Below are 19,962 nucleotides of genomic sequence, written 5' to 3' on the forward strand. Positions count from 1 at the left end.
AGCCTAAAGTTCCGCCAGGGTGCCGGCTTACCGTTCCAGCGACGGGCCGTTCCACCAAACAAGCCATCTGGAGAAACGCTCTCAATGTTCCCGACGAAGATTTTACGCGCCACGCGGGTGGCACCAGTTGCCGCGCTGATCGCGCTGGGTGGTCTCAGCTCCGCTCCGGTGATCCTGGCACAAGAAGCAAGAGCAGAGGGCCCGGCTTCGGTGGCTGATCTGGCTGAGCGGCTTGCCGGCGCGGTGGTCAACATCTCCACTTCGCGCTCCACGGATGGGGGCGCGTCGGGGCGCGTGCCGCTGCCAAAGCTGCCAGAGGGCTCGCCGCTGCAGGAGTTTTTTGACGACTTCTTCCAGGATGAGCCTGAACAGGAGCAGGGACCGCGGCAGGCGCAGTCTCTGGGCTCTGGCTTCGTGATCGACGCGGAAGAAGGCATTGTTGTCACCAACAACCACGTGATCTCCGGCGCAGACGAGATCGTCGTCAATTTCACCGACGGCGGCAAGCTCGACGCCGAATTGCTGGGCGTGGACACGAAGACAGATCTGGCTGTGCTCAAGATCGATCCAAGCAAACGCAAACTGCAGGATGTTCCGTTCGGGGATTCCGACAAGATGCGGATCGGCGACTGGGTGATGGCGATCGGCAATCCGTTCGGTCTTGGTGGAACGGTGACCGTAGGCATCGTTTCGGCGCGCAACCGCGAAATAGGCTCAGGTCCTTACGATGATTTCATCCAGACGGATGCGGCCATCAATCGCGGAAACTCCGGCGGGCCGCTGTTCAACATGGACGGCGAGGTGATCGGCATCAACACGGCCATCATTTCGCCGACCGGTGGTTCCATCGGCATTGGCTTTTCCATCCCATCGGCGCTGGCCATCAAGGTGGTGGATCAGTTGCGTGAGTTCGGTGAGACGCGGCGCGGCTGGCTCGGTGTGCGTATTCAGGAAGTCACAGATGAGATAGCCGAGAGCCTTGGCATGGGCAAAGCCATGGGCGCGATGGTGAGTGGTGTGATCGAAGGTGGCCCAGTGGACGACGGATCCATTCAGCCGGGTGACGTGATTGTCGAGTTCGACGGAAAGGCTGTCGATAATGTGCGCGAACTGCCGCGCATCGTTGCCGAGAGCCCGGTTGGCAAGGAAGTGGACGTCGTCGTCGTCCGTAAGGGCGAGGAAGAAACCGTACGGGTGACGCTCGGACGGCTGGAAGATGGTGAGAAACTGGCTTCCGCAGAGACGAAAACGGACACGCCCGCCGGCGAAAGCGAGGCTGTCTCCTCGGCGGCTGTTCTGGGAATGCACATGGCCACTCTGGATGATCAACTGCGGGAGCAGTTTGAAATCACTGCTGATGTTAGCGGCGTGGTTATCACAAAGGTGGATGAGGGATCCCCGGCATCGACGAAGGGCGTTGCCGCGGGCGATGTCATCGTGGAGATCGCCCAGGCAACAGTCTCGACACCCAAGGAAGCGCTGGACCGGCTCGAAGAGCTGAAGGGGCAGGGGCGCCGTAACGCACTGCTGATGCTTGCCTCGAAGAATGGTGAGCTTCGTTTCGTCACATTGCGGATGGACTGAGCTTTGGTCACATATCGCAGATCAAACGCAGCCCGGTGGATGACCACCGGGCTTTTTATTTTTGCGCGGCGCGCCAATCCGACTGTGTGAGCCTGTAAAGCGCATGGCGTTTCAAATGCGGATGGCTCTCTGGAACGCCGGGATGATCAAAGTCTCCATTCGGATCGTGGTGCATCCCGATACGCCGCATGACGGCGATGGAACGTGCATTGTGAACAACCGCGAAGGAGACGATTTCCTCAAGTCCAAGCTTATCAAAACCGAATGCAAGCCATGCCTGAGCGGCTTCGGTCACGTAGCCTTTGCCCCAATACTCCGGGGCCAGCCGCCAGCCGATTTCTATCGATCCATCCGGCAGGTTGGTGAGACCTGAAGGCTTGTGCAGCCCTACAAAGCCGATCGGCTTGCCTGAGCATTTCAGGGCTGCTGCCGCGAACCCGAAGCCATTTTTCGCAATGCCGTCACGAATCCTGTCCATGACGGCATCAGCCTCCTCGCGGTTCCTGCGGAAAGGGAAGAACTCCATGACCGTGTCGTCGGAATTGATGCGATGGAAAAACGGACGATCTTCCTCGCTCCAATTTCGCAGGACCAGACGGTCGGTCTCCAGGAGGGTCATTGAATGAAGTCCGATTCTCGGTAGCCCTGCAGGAAGAGGAGCGCTGTGAGGTCTCCGTGGTCGATGCGCACGCCGGCCTGAGCGGAAACGGCGGGTTTGGCATGGAGCGCAACACCGAGGCCCGCCCGTTCGATCATGTCGAGATCGTTGGCTCCATCGCCGACTGCCAGCACGTCCTGCCGTGGAATGCCCTGTTGTGCGGCGAGGCGATCCAACGCCTCGGCCTTGGCTGCGCGGCCCAAAATAGGTTTTGCAACCTCGCCGCTGAGTTTCCCGTCATGCGTAAGGAGCCGGTTAGCCTGCTGGGTGTGAAAGCCGAGTTTTTCACCGACCGGTCCCGTAAACTGCTCGAAGCCGCCCGACACCAAGGCAGTGAATGCACCGGAGGCCTTCATTGTGGCGACCAGCGTACGCCCGCCAGACGCGAGCGTGATGCGTTTTTCAATAACGCTGTCGATGACATCGAGGGGCAGGCCCCTGAGCAAAGCGACGCGTTCTTCCAGTGCGGGCTCAAATGCGATCTCGCCATTCATGGCGCGACGGGTTATCTCCGCAACAGCTTCCTTGAGCCCGAGTTCGGCTGCAAGCTCGTCGATGCATTCCTGATCGATCATGGTGGAGTCCATGTCGGCGATCAGCAGTTTCTTGCGACGCCCCTGCGCGTTCTGTACCGCTATATCCACGGGGCTGCGGGCGAGGGCATCACGCAGGATGGAATCTGCGGCTTTGGGGTCAACTCCGGGCTTCAGAACAATATCACAAGCGAGGTTTTCCCCCAGCCAGTCGATGGCGCTTGCATCGAGCGCCTTCATGGCCATAGTCGCAACGTCCGGCGTCAATGCGCGTTTTGCCGGATGGGAAATGAGGGTGGCTACGAGGGACATGGGCGCTTTCCGGGAGCTTGAATGGCAGGCATGCTGAACGATGCGATCCTGATAGCCGGGCCAACGGCCAGCGGCAAGTCTGCGCTGGCGCTGCGTCTGGCTCTGGAGGTCGGCGGTGCGATCGTCAACGCCGACTCCATGCAGGTGTATAACGTGCTTCGGGTTCTTTCAGCCCGGCCGGGGACAGATGATCTGGATAGAGCGCCGCATCACCTCTATGGGCATGTATCACCTTCCGTCGCCTATTCGACAGGGGCCTGGCTGGACGATGTTTCTGCGCTTCTTGAGAAGGGCGTCCTCGCAGGTCGTCGTGCGATCTTTGTGGGCGGCACCGGGCTTTATTTTCGAGCACTTCTCAATGGTATCGCACCCACGCCACCAGTTCCTGAGCCCGTGCGATCTCATTGGCGGAAGCGTCTTGCGGATGAAGGGCCCGAGGCGCTTCATCGTGTTCTTTCAAAGCGCGATGCGGCGGCTGCGGCTGCGATAGGACCCACGGACGGGCAGCGCATCACCCGTGCTCTGGAGGTTCACGATGCCACTGGCAAGGCACTGAGCGCCTGGCAGGACGAGACAACCCAACCGTTGGTCGCCCGGGAAAACAGCACCTGTATCGTGCTTGAGCCGGAGCGCTCATTTGTTGTCGAGCGCATCGAGCGTCGTTTTGACAGCATGATTGCGCATGGCGCGCTTGAAGAAGTCATGGCTCTCCTTGCGCTCGATCTTGCGGTGTCTCTTCCGGCAATGAAGGCCATCGGGGTGCCCGAACTGACTGCGTATTTGCGGAATGAGTGCACATTGGAACAAGCCGTCACACAAGCAAAAACCTCTACGCGGCGCTATTCCAAGAGACAGGCAACCTGGTTTCGGCACCAACTCGACGATCAGTGGCTGAGGCTGCCCATCGGCAGTCACACAAGATCAACGGATGAACTTGTGACTGCCATCAAAAACAATCTCAAATAGCCAATATGGCGCCACTTCTACCTGTGGAGATTAACCTTGCGTAAGTAAGGCTGTGCGAGAACGGCTTAAAGGGTGTCGTTCGGGGCCAGCATGCGTTTCCACAAAGCGGAGTCGGCGTTTATTGTATTCATTTCGCTCGTCCTTGGAGCGGGAGGAATGCTCGCCTATGCCTATTGGCTTCTGCGTTCGGATATAGGCATCTTTCCGGTTCCGCGGGAACTCGGAAGCTTTATCCAGCTTCTGTTCATTTCCGGGGTACTGCTTGCCACCGCCACCCTTTTCGGCCTGTTCTTCATCTATCCGCTGATCCGCACCCAGGTGCAGGAGGAAGGGAAGTTACGGGCGATGACCGAAACGCTCAGTGCACGATCGGAATCCCTTCAGCATGCTGCCCTGACCGATAGCCTTACGGGCATGCAGAACCGGCGCTTTTTCGATGATGCTTTGAGGGAATATCTTCAGGAGTTTCGCCGTATCGAAAAGCCCGTCGGGCTGATGGTGCTCGATCTGGACCACTTCAAACAGGTCAACGACACACACGGTCATGACGTGGGAGACGACGTGCTGCGCGCCGTGGCGCGTTGCCTGAAGGACCTGACCCGTTATCATGATGTGGTGGCGCGCATGGGGGGCGAGGAGTTCGCCATTGTCGCACCGAACATGAACAATGAATCGCTGGTAAAACTGGCTGAGCGCATTCGGCGGGCGGTTGGCGCGCTTGTTATCGAAACGTCGAATGTGAACATCCGCGTGACGATCAGCGTGGGGTTGTCGATCTGGAACGGCCGCGAATCCGCCGAGGAATTCTATCGCCGGGCCGACAAAATGCTCTACGAGGCCAAACGCCTGGGGCGCAATCGGGTGTGTGCCTGACGAAGTTGCGGCTCGTTTTTCTTATCCCCTGGAACATGGTTCGCTGACAGGGCGTAGGGCAAATGGCCCTGTGCTTTGTGATTCTGCACGGTATCAGCGTTTTCCATGCCCTGGCTGCAGACGGCTGAGCTGTCAGCGGGTCCCGAATTTTCCGCGAGGCTGGGACGTCGTGCCCGTGTAGCGGCTGAGAGAAGATGCATCCGAGGGCCGCAATGGGGGGAGGGGCGCCGGCCGACCGGTCCCGTTTTCAACCGGACGAGAGGCATAACCGACGGAATATCCCTGATCACCTGCCTGAAGTCCGGCAGGCACGGGGGCTCCGATATTGGGAGATGTCTCCACCTGCGTCCGCGGTGTGCGTCCGGTGTCTCGCAAGCGGCTGACGATGGATGCGAGGTCCACTTCGCGATCGATCTCTTCCGGGTTGGAGGCCCTGTGCCTGTCGTTTTCGCGAACGCCCGGCAAGGCATGTGGCGGAAGAGATTCGAACTTCATGCGCATGGTCGTCGCCACGCCCTCACCGAAGGCAATCGCTTCCCGGCGGCCCATGGCAGAGAGGAAGGAGAGCATGGAGGCGGAGGAATCGGCAATCGCAGAGCGGATGATCGCCTGATCCTGATCGTTGGCCAGTCGCATGGCGAAGACGGTGGAACATTGCGACAGAACGGTCGGGTCAAGCTCTCCCGGACGCTGGGTTACCACACCGAGATAGCAACCGTATTTGCGCCCTTCCTTTGCGATGCGCGCCAAAGCGTGACGCGTCGGAGCAAAGCCAAGGCGCGGATCGGCCGGCATGTAACGGTGGGCCTCTTCGCAGACGACGAGAAGATTGAGTTTCCCTTCACTCCACAGCGCGAGGTCAAAGGCCAGACGCGCCATGACAGAGCAGACGGAGTTGACCACTTCAGGCGGCATGCCTGCCATTTCGAAACAGGTCACGGTTTTGCCATGACTCGGGACACGGAAGAGCCTGCCGATCGTTTCGTGGATCGTGTCTTCGATAACCCGGGCAGCGAACATGAAGCGATAACGCGGATCGTTGATGGCCGCTTCGATGCGTGTCTTCAGGCTGCGATAAAGAGGGCGTTCCACCTTGTTTTCAAGCTGACCAATGCGTTCATCGATCTCCTTGAGGACATCAGCCATGCGATACGGCACGGGTGTGTCTGCTGTCAGGCCGCCAGCATCATTGTTGCGTCGCAGCGCGGCCGCGGTACCCGGATTTCGATAGAGATGCTTGGCGTTGGGAATGAGATCGCGGAGGAGCTCTACCTCTTCTGGAACGGGTTCGCGGCCCCTGAAAAGTACTTCGACAAGTTCCTCCAGCCGAAACAGCCAGAAGGGCAGGTCGAGTGTGTTGGTGTCGACGCGAACCGCATGTTCTGGCAGCGCGGAGGCAAACTCATTGTGCGGGTCCAGGATCAGCACCCGCAGGTCAGGCCGGGAAGCGATGGTCTTTCGCAGCAGAAGTGAAACGGCGGAAGATTTGCCCACGCCCGTGGTCCCGACCACCGCGAAGTGACGGTTGAGAGTATCGTCCACGGCTATGCAGGCGTCGATTGCCTCGTCCTGTGACAGCTTGCCGATGACGGCTTGCTGGCGGCCAGCGAGATCATAGACCGCCTGAAGGTCGCGAGAGCGAATACGATGGGCAGGGGCACCGATATGGGGGTACTCGGTGATGCCACGGTCGAAGACCGGTTCCGAGCCACGGTCCCGGACCTCCCCGACAAGTTCGACGGAAATGGCGATGGGATTGGCTTCGCCGTCACGCCAGCGGTGTTGGGGACGTTCGACAGCATAGACAAGGCCGACGGTCCGTGTTGTTCCCATATTAATGGAAATCATCTTGCCGACGGTCCAGTAATTCGACTGACCTGCATCGTCTATTTCGGTATCGGCAGCAATGGTCGCACGGGCGCCATCACAGTGCACCACGTGGCCGAGCAGACGCCGGCGCGGCTGATCGGCCGCGCGCCGTTCCTGCGACGTGGTTTCGCCCTGCGTCGTTCCGCCTTCCAAATACATCGTGCCACCCCATTTTCCCTAATCCACAAACCTAAGGGCACGAGGTTAAGACCACGTGTTTGGGGATGGTTGAGGAGGGGTAAACACGACCGTTCAACTGGTCTGCGTTAGCCGGTTGACGAACCGCTCGAGCAACCTTATTGTGCGCGGCCATGATGACACGAAACATTCTTATCGTAGGAAGGCGCATGGGCAAGGCGGCGTAGCCGTCTGGCGAAAGCTCCCATGCGCGAAACACAGGCTCCTTCGGGGGCCTTTTTTATTGGCCCGGTGTTTCCTTGGGGGCACGGGGCGGCTAAACCAACTTCGCCGGTTGACAGAACGAGCCGGTAGACAGAACGGAAAGACCAAGATGAACAAGGCAGTGTCGGAGCCAGCAGCGGATACATCCGCCCACAACGAGATGACGGGAGCGGAAATCGTTGTGCAGGCGCTCAAGGATAACGGGGTCGAGAATATTTTCGGATATCCGGGCGGCGCCGTGCTTCCCATTTATGACGAGCTCTTTCAGCAGGAAGAGGTCCGGCACATCCTGGTGCGCCATGAACAGGGGGCAGGGCACGCGGCCGAGGGGTATGCGCGGGCCACCGGTAAGGCGGGCGTGATGCTGGTGACCTCCGGCCCGGGCGCCACCAATGCGGTGACGCCACTGCAGGATGCCTTGATGGATTCCATTCCGCTTGTCTGCATCAGCGGGCAGGTGCCGACTGCGCTGATCGGTTCGGATGCCTTTCAGGAGTGCGATACGGTGGGCATCACCCGCCCGTGCACGAAGCACAACTGGCTTGTGAAGGACGTGAACCAGCTTGCAGCGATCATTCATGAAGCTTTTCACGTGGCGACCACGGGGCGCCCCGGACCTGTCGTCGTGGATATTCCCAAGGATATCCAGTTCGCCAAGGGCACTTACACCCCGCCGCAGACGGCGCCTCGTACCAGCTACCAGCCTCAGGAGCAGGGCGACATCAATCAGATCAAGGCCGCGATCGAATTGATGGCGCATGCCAAGAAGCCTGTGATCTATTCAGGCGGCGGTGTGATCAATGCCGGGCCGGAAGCAAGCCATTTGCTTCGTGAACTGGTTGATCTCACGGGTTTCCCGATCACTTCGACACTGATGGGACTGGGGGCCTATCCGGCTTCCGGCGCCAATTGGCTCGGCATGCTGGGCATGCACGGAACCTATGAAGCCAATATGGCGATGCATGATTGTGATGTGATGTTGTGTGTCGGTGCGCGTTTTGATGATCGCATCACCGGACGTCTCGACGCGTTCTCGCCGAATTCGCGTAAGATTCACATCGACATCGATCCCTCTTCGATCAACAAGAATGTGCGGGTTGACGTGCCTATCATCGGCGATGCCGGACGCATTCTCGAGGATCTGGTGCGCTTGTGGCGGGCAACCGCCAAACCCAACAAGGCCGCGCTCAAACCCTGGTGGACGCAGATCGACATCTGGCGGGCTCGCGATTCTCTGGCTTACAGGCCGAATGAGGATGTGATCATGCCTCAGTATGCGATCCAGCGGCTTTACGAATTGACCAGGGATCGGGACGTTTATGTGACGACCGAGGTCGGCCAGCACCAGATGTGGGCGGCGCAGCATTTCGGCTTCGAAGCCCCCAACCACTGGATGACGTCTGGCGGACTTGGCACGATGGGCTATGGCCTGCCTGCCGCGCTTGGTGTGCAGATCGCGCATCCCGATGCGCTGGTGATCGACATTGCCGGCGACGCCTCGGTGCAGATGACAATTCAGGAAATGAGCGCGGCGGTTCAGCACAACGCGCCGATCAAGATTTTCATCCTGAACAACCAGTATATGGGCATGGTGCGTCAGTGGCAGCAGCTTCTGCATGGAAACCGCCTGTCGCACTCCTACACCGAGGCGATGCCCGATTTTGTGAAACTGGCCGAAGCCTATGGGTGTCACGGTATCATGTGTGACAAGCCGGCTGCGCTTGACGATGCGATCCGCGAGATGATCTCGGTGGACAAGCCGGTGATCTTCGATTGCCGCGTTGCAGCGCTTGCAAACTGTTTCCCCATGATCCCCTCCGGCAAAGCGCACAACGAGATGCTGCTTCCCGATGAAGCCAGTGACGAAGCGGTGGCCAATGCGATCGACGAAGAGGGCCGGCAGTTGGTCTGATGGTGTCGAGGCGTCTTTCTGAATGTGGCAAGACGCTTTGATTTCAGTCCGTTACACAATGGTTTTGCAGAAGAGATTCACGCAATGAACGCGCAACTACAACCCACCGGCTCTGCCTATTTCATAACCAAGGAAACCGAAGCTGCCCAAACACACACGCTGGCGGTTCTCGTGGACAACGAACCGGGTGTTCTCGCCCGCGTCATCGGCCTTTTTTCTGGCCGCGGTTACAACATCGACAGCCTGACTGTCTCAGAAACCGAACATGAGCGGCATCTTTCGCGCATCACGATCGTCACGCGCGGCACCGGCCATGTTCTTGAGCAGATCAAGCATCAGCTCGAGCGCATTGTGCCCGTTCACCGCGTGGTCGACCTTTCGGTGGTGGCCGACGAGCGTGGCCATGACCGGCCGATGGAACGGGAGCTGGCGCTGGTGAAGGTGAGGGGGCAGGGAGACGACCGTGTGGAGGCTCTGCGCCTCGCCGATGCGTTTCGTGCTCAGGTGATCGACGCCAATACAGAGCACTTCATCTTCGAGATTACCGGGCGGGTTTCGAAGATCGAGCAATTCATCGCGATCATGAAGCCGCTCGGCCTGGTGGAGGTGTGTCGCACGGGCGTTGCGGCGATGAACAGGGGACCGGAGGGAATGTAAGGCGCCGGCCAGGGCGAGGGACAATTTTTCGACGCAGGGGGACAAGTTTCACATGGCCTGTGTCGGAAACCAGGTCAATAATGCTGACCTTCCTGTCTTCTTCTGGTTGCTGTGTGGGAGCAAACGGATGTCACCTGATGTCTTCCTCGCCTTGCTGGTTTTCTCTTTTGTTTCCTCCGTTACGCCGGGACCAAACAATTTCATGCTGTTGGCCTCCGGCGTGAATTTTGGCTTTCGGCGTACAATTCCACATATGCTCGGCATTGCCGGTGGTTTCGCCTCGCTGCTTCTGGCCGTTGGCTTCGGACTTGGAGCGGTGCTCACGGCGGTGCCGGGGCTCCATACCGTTTTGAAGGTCGCCGGCGGTGCCTATCTCCTCTATCTTGCCTGGCGCATTGCAATGTCGCGGGCGCTGGGCGAGGCCGGGAATGGCAAGGCCGAGCCGATGACATTTCTTGAGGCGGCTGCCTTTCAGTGGGTCAATCCCAAAGCCTGGGTCATGGCTTTGACTGCGATGGCGGTCTATACGGATCCGGCGGCACCGTTTCTGACGGTCTTTCTGGTGGCTTTCGCTTTCGTCATCGTCAATTTCCCAAGCGTATCGGTATGGGCCGGTTTCGGCGTTGCGTTGCGAGGGTTTCTGGCCGACCCCGTTCGTCTCAAATGGTTCAACATAGCCATGGGCATTGCGCTTGCCGCGACACTGTGGCCGATGCTGCGCTAGCGCGCCGTGCGTCCTCTTGGACGCACAAAGGACGCTCAATCTTCTTGTTTTTCCGCATTTATGCGGACGTCAGGTGATTCCACCTGACTGCAAAATGCTCTAGCGCCATCTGCTTAAGTTTGTCCTCCAGGACGAGTTATAGCGGAGGCGATCAAACCTCCGTGCTTGCATACATCATATTAGCCGGCTATCTTTGCCGCTTCCCGCAGCGCGGCGGAGTGGTCGAATGGCGAGACTTGATGAAGCCACAGTGACCTGGCGGTTGTTCCTGTGCACATTTGTTGTTTCGATCGTTTTGTTCGCCATCGGTTGGTTCACCTACGAGCCGCCAGCCGAGAAACCTCTGCTCAACATCGTTGGGGGCGGTTTTACCGTTGACCACACCAAGGCGGAGATCCGGTACGATCTTTCGGTCAAGGAAGTTCGCCCACTCCGTCACGGCATGATCATCGAGGCGAGCTTCGAAGACCCTGCAGGAAACGGTTATTACGTGGTTCGGGAGCGTGCCCAGCGCTGGCGCAGGCAATACAGTCTGCGTTCGCCTCCGGTTTGTGGTGTGAGAGCGCGTAAACGCTATCTTGTCATGCTGCGGGTATTAAGCGACAGGGGAGATGTCGAGCTCTGGCACGACGTCCTTTACCTCACAAGTCATCTGGGTGAGGATGTCATGCCGGAGCCTCCGGTTACCACATGGCCAGGCCGGAATTTTTCCCCTAATCAATAGCTCCGGTGCGGCCTGTTCAGGCGGGAGCGAATCTGCTTTCTGGACCGTATGGAATTCTCCCCGCAACAAGATGCTGCACTCAACGCCGTGGCACGGTGGCTCAAGGCCGGTCAAAGCCAGATTTTCCGTCTGTTCGGTTATGCTGGAACGGGCAAGACGACACTGGCGCGCTATTTCGCCGAACATGTGGACGGCGATGTTCAGTTTGCTGCCTTTACCGGCAAGGCCGCCCAGGTTTTACGCGCGCGCGGTGCCACCAATGCCCGCACCATCCATTCGCTGATCTATCGTCCGCGTGGAGAGGAGGAGGTGGAGGATGAACTGACCGGGCGTACGTCCATTTCTCCCACATTCTCGCTCAATCGGCAGAGTCCCATCGCCAAGGCAGCCATGGTGATCATTGACGAATGTTCGATGGTTGACGAGGCGCTCGGCCGGGACCTCATGTCGTTTGGAACACCCATCCTGGTTCTGGGCGATCCCGGCCAGCTCCCGCCGATTTCGGGAGGCGGATTTTTCACCGAGCATGAACCAGATCATCTTTTGACGGAGATCCATCGGCAAGCAAGGGACAACCCCATCATTCAGCTTGCGCTCGATGTGCGGGAGGGGCGGGAGATTGCCTATGGCGATTATGGGGCTGCCAAGGTGATTTCCAAGGCTGAAGTCGATCAGGATCTGGTCCTCTCGGCCGATCAGGTTTTGGTGGGAACCAACCGTACACGTCGGCGCTACAACCAGCGCCTGCGCGAGTTGAAGGGTTTTGATGCTGACTATCCTCAAGCTGGAGACAAGCTCGTATGCTTGCGCAATGACCCGGCCAAGGGGCTGCTCAACGGGTCGCTGTGGAAGGTGATGACTTCCTCGAAGGAGACAGTGAAGCCGGGCATCAATCTTCTGGTTTCTCCCGAAGAAGACGATCCCGACCGCGGTGTGTCCAAGATCAAGCTGCTTAAGGCGGCTTTTGAGGATCCGGAGGCGGAGATTCCCTGGCAGACCAAGAAGCGGTTTGACGATTTTGATTACGGCTACGCACTGACGGTGCACAAGGCGCAGGGCTCGCAATGGGACGAGGTGGTGCTCTTTGATGAGAGTTATGCCTTCCGCGACACCCGCCAGCGCTGGCTCTATACGGCGATTACCCGCGCTGCCGAACGCCTGACCATCGTGCGGTAGAGCGCTTCGGTTTTTACCGGATTTACGTTAGCGCCGATCACGCTGGTGGAGACGCGGGTTCGGCACCCAGCCATTTCCACGCCTCTTCGACCTTTTCATAAGGGAAGTATTCCATTTCCATGGTGAAGAACGGGCGAAAAAGGGCGATGGTCGTGCCCATCCAGCCCGGTCCACCTGCCACAGCATATTTGCGAATGTGCTTCAGCGCGTGGGTTTTGCCCAGTATTGTCTGTTCCTTGAAGGCAGCCTGCCAATCAAAGCCTTCGTAGTCATGAATGATGACCAGAAGATCGATCTTGTCATGCACCTCGTAGGCGCCTTCGAGAAGGCCATAGAGGTTCTCGACGTCGGCTGCCGTGATGTGCCCCACAACTTCGAAAGCATAGGCATCCTCGCGCGTGGTTTCGATGCGTCGGACATTCGGAGGCGTGTCGTTGATGGTCATTATTCTCTCCTGACCGCTTCTGCCTGTATTATCAACGCTGTCTGGGCCTGTCCGTTCCCGCCTGATCGCGCTATGGAGCGGGGACGATCCAAAACGTCTTAGAAAGCAGAAATCAACAATGCCGGCAAAACTCTCCGTCAATCTCAATGCTGTTGCCATGCTGCGCAATCGGCGCGACCTGCCATGGCCGAGCGTTACGGGACTTGGCCGTATTGCCCTGGAGGCGGGTGCCAGCGGGCTGACGGTCCATCCCAGACCGGACCAGCGGCATATCCGCTTTTCCGACCTGCCGGAGATCCGGGCGTTGCTGGATGACGAATTTCCCGACCGCGAGTTCAACATCGAGGGATATCCCACCCAGGAATTTCTTGCTCTCGTGGAAGAGCACCAGCCAGAACAGGTGACGCTGGTGCCGGACGACCCGGCGCAGGCGACCTCGGACCATGGCTGGGATTTTTCCGGGCAGGGCGAGTTTCTTCAGCCCATTATCGCGCGGCTGAAAAAGCAGGGCTTTCGGGTCTCGCTCTTTGCCGACCCGGATCCGGAGCAGGTGCCGCACGCTGCCGCGCTGGGAGCGGACCGGATCGAATTGTACACGGGGCCATATGGCGCTTGCCATGATGATTCCGGAAAGGCGGCTATCGAGCTGGAAAAGCTCGGAAAAACGGCGGACGCCGCCGCGAACATCGGGCTCGGTGTCAATGCGGGCCACGATCTGACAGTGGCGAACCTTCCTGCGCTGGCGCGCCGCATTCCCGGCCTTTGTGAAGTCTCTATCGGGCATGGGCTTGCTGCCGATGCGCTGGAACATGGCATGGCACAAACCGTCCGTCGCTTCATGCGCGCTTGCGAAGGGTGAGTTCTTGCTCTCTCTGAGCCGGACCTCGTCACGGAATCGCCCAGAGCGTTAACGCTTGCGCATAGGGTTTCTTAGGATTCGCCAGCCTATGCAGGGGATGCGGGTTTTGAGGTGTTCCATGCGTATAGTTGCAGTGATCATGCTGCTCGCGCTGGCGTTGGCAGGCTGTGCTTCGACGCCGCGCAGCATCAACAATGTTTGTACCGTCTTCGATCAGAAGCAGGGCTTATTCGGTGGCTGGTACACGCAGGCCAAGCGCGCCGAGCGAAAATATGGTGTCCCTGCAGAGGTGTTGATGGCGACGATCCGGATCGAATCCGGTTTTGATGCCGATGCACGCCCGCCGCGCCGGAAGTTGCTTGGTTTCATACCCTGGAAGCGCGCTTCGAGTGCCTATGGCTATTCGCAGGCGCTCGATGGAACATGGGAGCGCTACAAGCGTGAAACCGGAAATCTGATGGCGAGGCGCACGAGTTTTGCCGATGCCGTCGACTTTGTCGGCTGGTACCACCAGACCAGCCACAGGACCAACGGTGTTGCTCTCAATGACGCCTATGGACTTTATCTCAACTATTATGCGGGGCATGCGGGATATCGGCGCGGGGTGTGGCGCAGCAGTCCTCATATGCAAAATTCCGCCCGAAAAGCCGCCGGCATGGCCAATCGCTACGCACAGCAGATGCGGCAGTGCGGGCGCTGAAAACCCCGCGCGTTTTCTGAGAAGGCTTCTTGTTGCGTCGTTGCGAGCGCGCTCAACCTTAATGGAATGAATCTATGGCCCCTGCATCTCGCCCGGATGCGGGGCTTTTCCTGCCTGTCCTGGCCGCTTAGTCGAAGAGGGACCTTGTTGCTCACGAACCTGCTTGCAATCCGACGGTTCATATGACAGAACCGTACCGTACGGTACGATCAGAAGCAGGAAACATCACCTTCGTGCGCCACATGCCGGAAATGCAGGACGAATTCACGCCCCGCCAACGCGCGGTTCTGGACAAGGCGCTCGGTCTTCTGGTGGAGGGTGGGGAGCGCGCGCTGACGACCGCAGGGCTGGCGCGTGCGGCCAATTGCTCGAAGGAAAGCCTGTACAAATGGTTTGGCGACCGCGACGGGCTTTTGGCCGCGATGATCGCCCATCAGGCGAGCAAGGTGCGCGCCCGGATAGACGGAGGCGAGAAGCTCGACCATGGCCGCTTTCGTGCGCATCTGGTGGATTTCGCCAATGATCTTCTGCAGGTTTTGAGCGGAGACGTTTCGCTGGCACTCAACCGGCTGGCGATCGGGCAGGCGAGCCGCGAAGGCAGCCGGCTGGGCGCGCTTCTCATCGAGCGGGGACGGCGCGGCATCGACAAGCGCGCAGGAGCGTTGCTGGAAGCGGGGCGACAGCGCGGGCTGATTGCTTATCACGACCGGGATGCTGCTTATCACACACTTTACGGCCTGATCGTGCGCGACCTTCACGTGCGCATGCTTTTGGGCGAGGCCGGTGTGCGCCGGCTGGACAATCACGCCGCGCTCGCAGAGGAGGCGGTGGAGCAGTTTTTCGTGCTTTTTGGGGTGCGAAAAGAAGAGACGGCAAGCCGGGACAGGACCTAGGCAGTCGAAAACGAATAACACCAAGTTGGATCAGGAAAGGAACTGAGTATGCGTGTGTATTATGATCGCGATGCCGATCTCAATCTCATCAAGAGCAAGAAGGTTGCCATTATCGGTTATGGCAGCCAGGGCCGCGCGCACGCGCTGAACCTGAAGGATTCTGGCGCCAAGGACATCGCTGTTGCGCTGCGTCCGGGCTCGGCAACCGCCAAAAAGGTCGAGGCCGATGGCCTGAAGGTGATGTCGGTGGCCGAGGCGGCCGCTTGGGCCGACCTGATGATGATGGCCACGCCTGACGAGCTGCAGGCCGGCATCTACAATTCCGAGATCGCGCCGAACATCCGCGACGGTGCGGCCATTGCCTTCGCGCATGGCCTCAACGTGCATTTCGGCCTGATCGAGCCGAAGAAGACGGTCGACGTGCTGATGGTTGCGCCGAAGGGCCCGGGCCACACCGTGCGCGGCGAATATGAGAAGGGCGGCGGCGTGCCGTGCCTGGTTGCCGTTCACCAGGATGCTTCCGGCAATGCGCTGGACCTCGGGCTCTCCTATGCTTGCGGTGTTGGCGGCGGCCGTTCGGGCATCATCGAGACCACGTTCCGCGAAGAGTGCGAGACGGATCTCTTCGGTGAGCAGGTGGTTCTGTGCGGTGGTCTGGTCGAGCTCATCCGTGCCGGCTTCGAGACGCTGGTCGAGGGTGGCTATGCGCCGGAAATGGCTTATTTCGAGTGCCTGCACGAAGTGAAGCTGATCGTCGATCTCATCTATGAGGGCGGCATTGCCAACATGAACTACTCGATCTCCAACACCGCAGAGTGGGGCGAGTATGTCACGGGCCCGCGCATCATCACGGCAGAGACCAAGGCAGAGATGAAGCGCGTTCTGCAGGACATCCAGTCCGGCCGTTTCACCACCGAGTGGATGCAGGAGTGGCACGCAGGTGCGGCCCGCTTCAAGGCGACGCGCCGCCTGAACGACGAGCATCCGATCGAGGAAGTCGGCGAGAAGCTGCGCGGCATGATGCCGTGGATCTCCAAGAACAAGCTGGTGGACAAGGAAAAGAACTGATCTTTTCCAAAGTCTCAGAGAGAAGGCCGCGGCATCGCCCGCAGCCTTTTTCTTTACCGGTCCTTCATCTGCCTGTCCCACCATGAAACGGACATGCTGGCACAATTTTCGCTGCGTGGTCCTCCAGAAGCGGGCAAATGCGAGGAGATGGTGATGATTTCGGACGCGGAAAGACGATTACCTTCCGGGCGCACGGTTTCGACCGAGCGTCGCAACGAACCGCGCGATCACGTGGAGCGACGTGCCCGGCTCTTCTGGAACAACGGCGCCTGCATGCTTCTGGGTATGGTGCGTGATCTCAGCGAGAGCGGCGCGCGCATCCGCTTCTGCGACATCTGTGCCGTGCCGGATCAATTCTACGTCGAGATTGAGGGCAGCGATCGCGTGCGCCGGGCCAAGATCCGCTGGCGCAGCCTGACGGAGATCGGGGTGGTGTTTGGGTAAATTTTTGCCCTACATGAAAATTTACTTTATGTTTTTGCATTATTCAAGATAATAATATCGCTTTGGTAAATAGTTATATTATTTTTACTTGATGAAAACATCCATTGAAATCAGTATAGATCGCATGGTTTTTGTATTTATAAAAACGGTTTTACAATGCGCTTATTTTTTAAATTTGCATTTTTACCCTTGTTCCTTTTCCCCGGAATGGCTTCAGCTGAAGACGTGTCCATCAAGTTCGAAAGGCAGATGGAGGTCAGTTCGCGTTGCGGCGAGGCGGCCCGCGAGACCTGGCAGAATCCGATTGTCTTGCCGGACGTCGGTGGGGTGCCAGGCTATGACGTGGCGGTGGTGGCCGGTCCGCGACTGACGGACGCCTATCGTCCCGTGCTCGTCTGTCTGATCAACACCGAGACAGGCGTTGTGACCCTGTCAAAAGGGTTCGACATCAGTCCTCTCCTGCCAGGGGCGCATGCGCTGACAGGAGAGTGACGATATATATGCCCAGGGCCTTGGTCTGTCGTGAATTGATTAGCCTGTTCAGGCTGTTAGCGGCCAGGGTTCAAGGCCCAGAAGCTTCTCTCCCAGCTCCGTGAGCTTCGCCGTCTTCGCGTTGTTCTTTTCCCATTCGCGTGGGTCACCGGGGAAGGCGTCGCGCTTGGGGTGGTCGAGTTCGCGCCAGAGGCGGATGCGTTCGAGGCGCTCTTGCTCATTTTCGAATTCGGCCGGGTGCATGGAGATGTATTGCGCCATCCGAACCCGGTCCTTCGAATGGTTGGGGCGCACGCCATGTGCCAGGAGCGAGTTGAAAATCAACAGGTCTCCTGCCTCCATGTCGATGTTGGTGATCTTGAAACCGGTCGTGTCCGGATGCATGGGATCGCGGTCGGCGGGCTGGGTCTTCACCCAGTCATCGAAATGCTCGAAGAGCTCGGGAATGCACTGGAAACCGCCAACATCGCCGTCTTGCTTCTTCAGGCTCAAGACGCCCTGAACGCCGATTGGCAAGGGGCGGAGCGATGTGTCGGCATCCCAGTGGATGAAGCCGTTGGGATTGCCGGGGGCTTTCTTCGGCACGTTGAGATTGGCACGGTCGATGGTGACCCAGAGGTCTTCGCGGTCCCAGATGTCGACGAAGGCATCGTAGACGCGCTTTTCCATACGATTATCCCACAGATACTGGTGATTGTAGATCTCCAGCATGCCGGTGTTGTTGAGCTCTTTCATTTTATGCTCGCGGCGCTGCGGAGCGTACCAGGTCGCCGGGTCTTTGGGGGCTTTTTCGTCGAACTCCCATAGGAGCTCCACCAGACGCTCGACATTCTCGCGGGGCACGGCCTGACGTACAATGACGTAGCCCTTCGTGATCCAATGCTGCCAGTCGTCTTCAGAAAGCACACGCAGTGGCAGTGTCTTTTTGATGTCCTTAAGCTGCGTGCCAACCTTGCTGGTTGAGGGGTGCGCATCGCGCTTGATGGCCGCTTCTTGCATGGTTTCCTCCCGAATGTTCCTACTTACAGGGATCAGAATACCGCGGCCCCCAGGGCGATGTTGTACTCTCGTGGCCGATATTGATACAATTATGGCCTTCTGAGGCTCTGGAGCGCTGGATGAGGCCTTTTCTTGAGACATTGCCCAAGGTGCCGGGTGCCTCCTGGAGTATGCTCAATCGTCGGCTCGAGGATGGTATTCCCTTCGAGTGGCACCATCATCCCGAATACGAGTTGACGCTGACACTGAATTCCGTGGGGCAGCGTTTCGTCGGCGATCATGTGGGGGAATATGACGATGGCGATCTGGTTCTGGTGGGCGCGAACCTGCCGCATACATGGGCTTCCCGGTCGCGGCGGAACCCTTCTCTACCCCATGTGGCGCTGGTCATGTGGTTTCGTCACGAATGGGCGGCGGCACTGGGGGAGGGGTTTGCGGAGCTGCGCCCCATAGAAGGGCTCTTGTCGCGCGCAGAGACCGGACTTGCCTTTTCGGCAGAGGTTTCCGCACGGGCGCGGCCCCTGATCGAGGCACTGTTCGAGGCGGAGTTGGCCGAGCGGTTTCTGGCGCTGGTGCGGGTATTGCTGCTTCTGGCAGCAGACACGGATGCGGAACCTCTTGCAAGCACGGTGGCGGCGCGTGATCTCGATCGGGCGGACCGCGAACGGATAGATCGCGTTCTTTTGCATATTCACACCCACTACGCGGAGCGGATTACCAACGCGGAGCTGGCCGAGATTGCAGCGCTCAGTTCCTCCGGTTTGCATCGTCTGTTTCGCCGGCATACGCGCACCAGCATTTCGGACTACGTAATGCGGCTGCGCATTGGTGAAGCCTGCATGCGGCTTTCCTCAAATGATCAGCCAATCGGGCACGTGGCTGCAGCGGTCGGCTATCACTCGCTGGCCAATTTCAACCGGCAGTTCAAGGCTTTGCGAGGCATGACCCCAAGAGCTTATCGGGCGCTGTTTCGCGGGTGAGGCTCGCATCTCTTTTTCAGGTAGCCAGCCTATCTGCCGTAAGGAGATACACAGCGCTTGCGTGGACCGCGATGGGGCTGGAAGGTGTTGTCTGATGCGCGAAACGAACGGTATTTCCCGCCGCACCAAGCCAGATGCGCGGCGCGCGCGTTATGGCTCGGATATGGGCGTGCCACCCCTGTGCGCTGCGCTGACTCATAGCGCCAGTAGAACGATCGCGTTCCATGGCGTGGTCTCAACAATGGCCGACCTGGACCGTACACATCGTTGAAACCGTAGAAATAGCCCGCAAAGCGGCCATGCGGATCATGCCAGGGCGACCATGAGGGATCGGTGCGATGGTTTAAGCGATAGGCAGTGCGGCAACGCTCTATCCAATGGCGACGATGCATGTCGCCCAGTGTCAACTGCATTCGGCCGGGAAAGAGGTGCCGCATCGCGCGGCGTTCGTTCCAGCTGTCCAGGCATGTGCGGCTGCTGGTGGCCGAGAGCAGTTTGCCAGCAGCCGCCATTTGTGTGCCGACCAAACAATATGCCACGACAAGAATGACTTTAAAACAATGCATCAACTACAACTCCAGATAGCAGTCAGAATTCTGGATTGCTTAGCGAGGGTTGAAAAGCCAAATTGTCCTAAAGATCGTTTCAAGTCCGTGCGACAGGACAGGCTGAAAAAAATGGCGCGGTCGATC

At 58.8% G+C, this 19,962-nt stretch carries 21 protein-coding genes; 15 read left to right on the forward strand and 6 right to left on the reverse strand.

Annotated features, from left to right (window positions below):
* Positions 1–84 precede the first annotated feature (84 nt).
* Entirely contained in the window at positions 85–1,584 is a 1,500-nt protein-coding gene (locus tag H7H48_RS10065; protein ID WP_229448925.1) for a DegQ family serine endoprotease, read from the forward strand.
* Positions 1,585–1,639: 55 nt separating this feature from the next.
* On the opposite strand, the gene H7H48_RS10070 is transcribed toward H7H48_RS10065, so the two are convergent.
* Entirely contained in the window at positions 1,640–2,203 is a 564-nt protein-coding gene (locus H7H48_RS10070; RefSeq protein ID WP_229448926.1) for a GNAT family N-acetyltransferase, read from the reverse strand.
* Complete coding sequence (gene serB / locus H7H48_RS10075; protein WP_229448927.1) at positions 2,200–3,087, reverse strand: phosphoserine phosphatase SerB; 888 nt, start codon at positions 3,085–3,087, stop codon at positions 2,200–2,202. Before serB ends, H7H48_RS10070 begins: the two co-directional genes overlap by 4 nt.
* A gap of 30 nt (positions 3,088–3,117) precedes the next feature.
* On the opposite strand from serB, the gene miaA reads away from it, so the two are divergent.
* On the forward strand, positions 3,118–4,053 hold the full coding sequence (miaA, locus tag H7H48_RS10080) for a tRNA (adenosine(37)-N6)-dimethylallyltransferase MiaA (RefSeq protein WP_229449234.1): 936 nt from the start codon (positions 3,118–3,120) through the stop codon (positions 4,051–4,053).
* Between the two features lie 90 nt (positions 4,054–4,143).
* Positions 4,144–4,926 carry a GGDEF domain-containing protein gene (locus H7H48_RS10085; RefSeq protein WP_229448928.1) on the forward strand — a complete coding sequence of 261 codons (783 nt, stop codon included), beginning with the start codon at positions 4,144–4,146 and terminating at the stop codon, positions 4,924–4,926.
* A 132-nt stretch (positions 4,927–5,058) separates the two neighbouring features.
* Here H7H48_RS10085 and H7H48_RS10090 read toward each other — a convergent pair whose 3' ends face one another.
* Complete coding sequence (locus H7H48_RS10090) at positions 5,059–6,954, reverse strand: ATP-binding protein (RefSeq protein WP_229448929.1); 1,896 nt, start codon at positions 6,952–6,954, stop codon at positions 5,059–5,061.
* 352 nt (positions 6,955–7,306) lie between these two features.
* On the opposite strand from H7H48_RS10090, the gene H7H48_RS10095 reads away from it, so the two are divergent.
* The 5 genes from H7H48_RS10095 to H7H48_RS10115 all read left to right on the forward strand — a co-directional run bounded on the left by H7H48_RS10095 (position 7,307) and on the right by H7H48_RS10115 (position 12,390).
* Positions 7,307–9,109, forward strand: coding sequence for an acetolactate synthase 3 large subunit (locus H7H48_RS10095; RefSeq protein ID WP_229448930.1), 1,803 nt, complete (start codon positions 7,307–7,309; stop codon positions 9,107–9,109).
* A gap of 84 nt (positions 9,110–9,193) precedes the next feature.
* A complete protein-coding gene (gene ilvN, locus H7H48_RS10100) occupies positions 9,194–9,766 on the forward strand; it encodes an acetolactate synthase small subunit (protein ID WP_223021038.1) in 573 nt (190 codons plus the stop codon).
* A 127-nt stretch (positions 9,767–9,893) separates the two neighbouring features.
* Positions 9,894–10,490 (forward strand): LysE family translocator, encoded by a 597-nt coding sequence (locus H7H48_RS10105; RefSeq protein WP_229448931.1) that lies wholly within the window; start codon positions 9,894–9,896, stop codon positions 10,488–10,490.
* A 226-nt stretch (positions 10,491–10,716) separates the two neighbouring features.
* On the forward strand, positions 10,717–11,214 hold the full coding sequence (locus tag H7H48_RS10110; protein WP_229448932.1) for a hypothetical protein: 498 nt from the start codon (positions 10,717–10,719) through the stop codon (positions 11,212–11,214).
* Between the two features lie 48 nt (positions 11,215–11,262).
* Positions 11,263–12,390, forward strand: coding sequence for an ATP-dependent RecD-like DNA helicase (locus tag H7H48_RS10115; RefSeq protein ID WP_229448933.1), 1,128 nt, complete (start codon positions 11,263–11,265; stop codon positions 12,388–12,390).
* A gap of 37 nt (positions 12,391–12,427) precedes the next feature.
* Here the strand turns inward: H7H48_RS10115 and H7H48_RS10120 are convergent, their stop codons facing one another.
* A complete protein-coding gene (locus tag H7H48_RS10120; RefSeq protein ID WP_229448934.1) occupies positions 12,428–12,835 on the reverse strand; it encodes an STAS/SEC14 domain-containing protein in 408 nt (135 codons plus the stop codon).
* Between the two features lie 118 nt (positions 12,836–12,953).
* Between H7H48_RS10120 and H7H48_RS10125 the strand changes: the two genes are divergently transcribed.
* The 6 genes from H7H48_RS10125 (at position 12,954) to H7H48_RS10150 (ending at position 17,291) form a co-directional block, all read left to right on the forward strand.
* A complete protein-coding gene (locus H7H48_RS10125; RefSeq protein WP_229448935.1) occupies positions 12,954–13,694 on the forward strand; it encodes a pyridoxine 5'-phosphate synthase in 741 nt (246 codons plus the stop codon).
* 118 nt (positions 13,695–13,812) lie between these two features.
* On the forward strand, positions 13,813–14,394 hold the full coding sequence (locus H7H48_RS10130) for a hypothetical protein (protein ID WP_229448936.1): 582 nt from the start codon (positions 13,813–13,815) through the stop codon (positions 14,392–14,394).
* A 242-nt stretch (positions 14,395–14,636) separates the two neighbouring features.
* The gene (locus H7H48_RS10135) at positions 14,637–15,287 is read left to right on the forward strand and encodes a TetR/AcrR family transcriptional regulator (protein WP_229449235.1); all 651 of its coding nucleotides are present in this window, start codon (positions 14,637–14,639) and stop codon (positions 15,285–15,287) included.
* A 48-nt stretch (positions 15,288–15,335) separates the two neighbouring features.
* Positions 15,336–16,355 (forward strand): ketol-acid reductoisomerase, encoded by a 1,020-nt coding sequence (gene ilvC / locus H7H48_RS10140; protein ID WP_223021030.1) that lies wholly within the window; start codon positions 15,336–15,338, stop codon positions 16,353–16,355.
* Between the two features lie 93 nt (positions 16,356–16,448).
* Positions 16,449–16,799 (forward strand): PilZ domain-containing protein, encoded by a 351-nt coding sequence (locus H7H48_RS10145; protein WP_229448937.1) that lies wholly within the window; start codon positions 16,449–16,451, stop codon positions 16,797–16,799.
* 225 nt (positions 16,800–17,024) lie between these two features.
* Entirely contained in the window at positions 17,025–17,291 is a 267-nt protein-coding gene (locus tag H7H48_RS10150; RefSeq protein ID WP_229448938.1) for a hypothetical protein, read from the forward strand.
* A 48-nt stretch (positions 17,292–17,339) separates the two neighbouring features.
* On the opposite strand, the gene H7H48_RS10155 is transcribed toward H7H48_RS10150, so the two are convergent.
* On the reverse strand, positions 17,340–18,290 hold the full coding sequence (locus H7H48_RS10155) for a phytanoyl-CoA dioxygenase family protein (RefSeq protein WP_229448939.1): 951 nt from the start codon (positions 18,288–18,290) through the stop codon (positions 17,340–17,342).
* A 119-nt stretch (positions 18,291–18,409) separates the two neighbouring features.
* Here H7H48_RS10155 and H7H48_RS10160 point away from each other — a divergent pair, with 119 nt between their 5' ends.
* Complete coding sequence (locus H7H48_RS10160) at positions 18,410–19,270, forward strand: AraC family transcriptional regulator (RefSeq protein WP_229448940.1); 861 nt, start codon at positions 18,410–18,412, stop codon at positions 19,268–19,270.
* Positions 19,271–19,299: 29 nt separating this feature from the next.
* On the opposite strand, the gene H7H48_RS20090 is transcribed toward H7H48_RS10160, so the two are convergent.
* Positions 19,300–19,836, reverse strand: a complete 537-nt coding sequence (locus tag H7H48_RS20090) for a BA14K family protein (protein WP_370633343.1) — start codon at positions 19,834–19,836, stop codon at positions 19,300–19,302.
* Positions 19,837–19,962 lie beyond the last annotated feature (126 nt).

Source organism: Nitratireductor sp. B36 (genome assembly GCF_020833685.1).
Lineage (GTDB): Bacteria > Pseudomonadota > Alphaproteobacteria > Rhizobiales > Rhizobiaceae > Nitratireductor.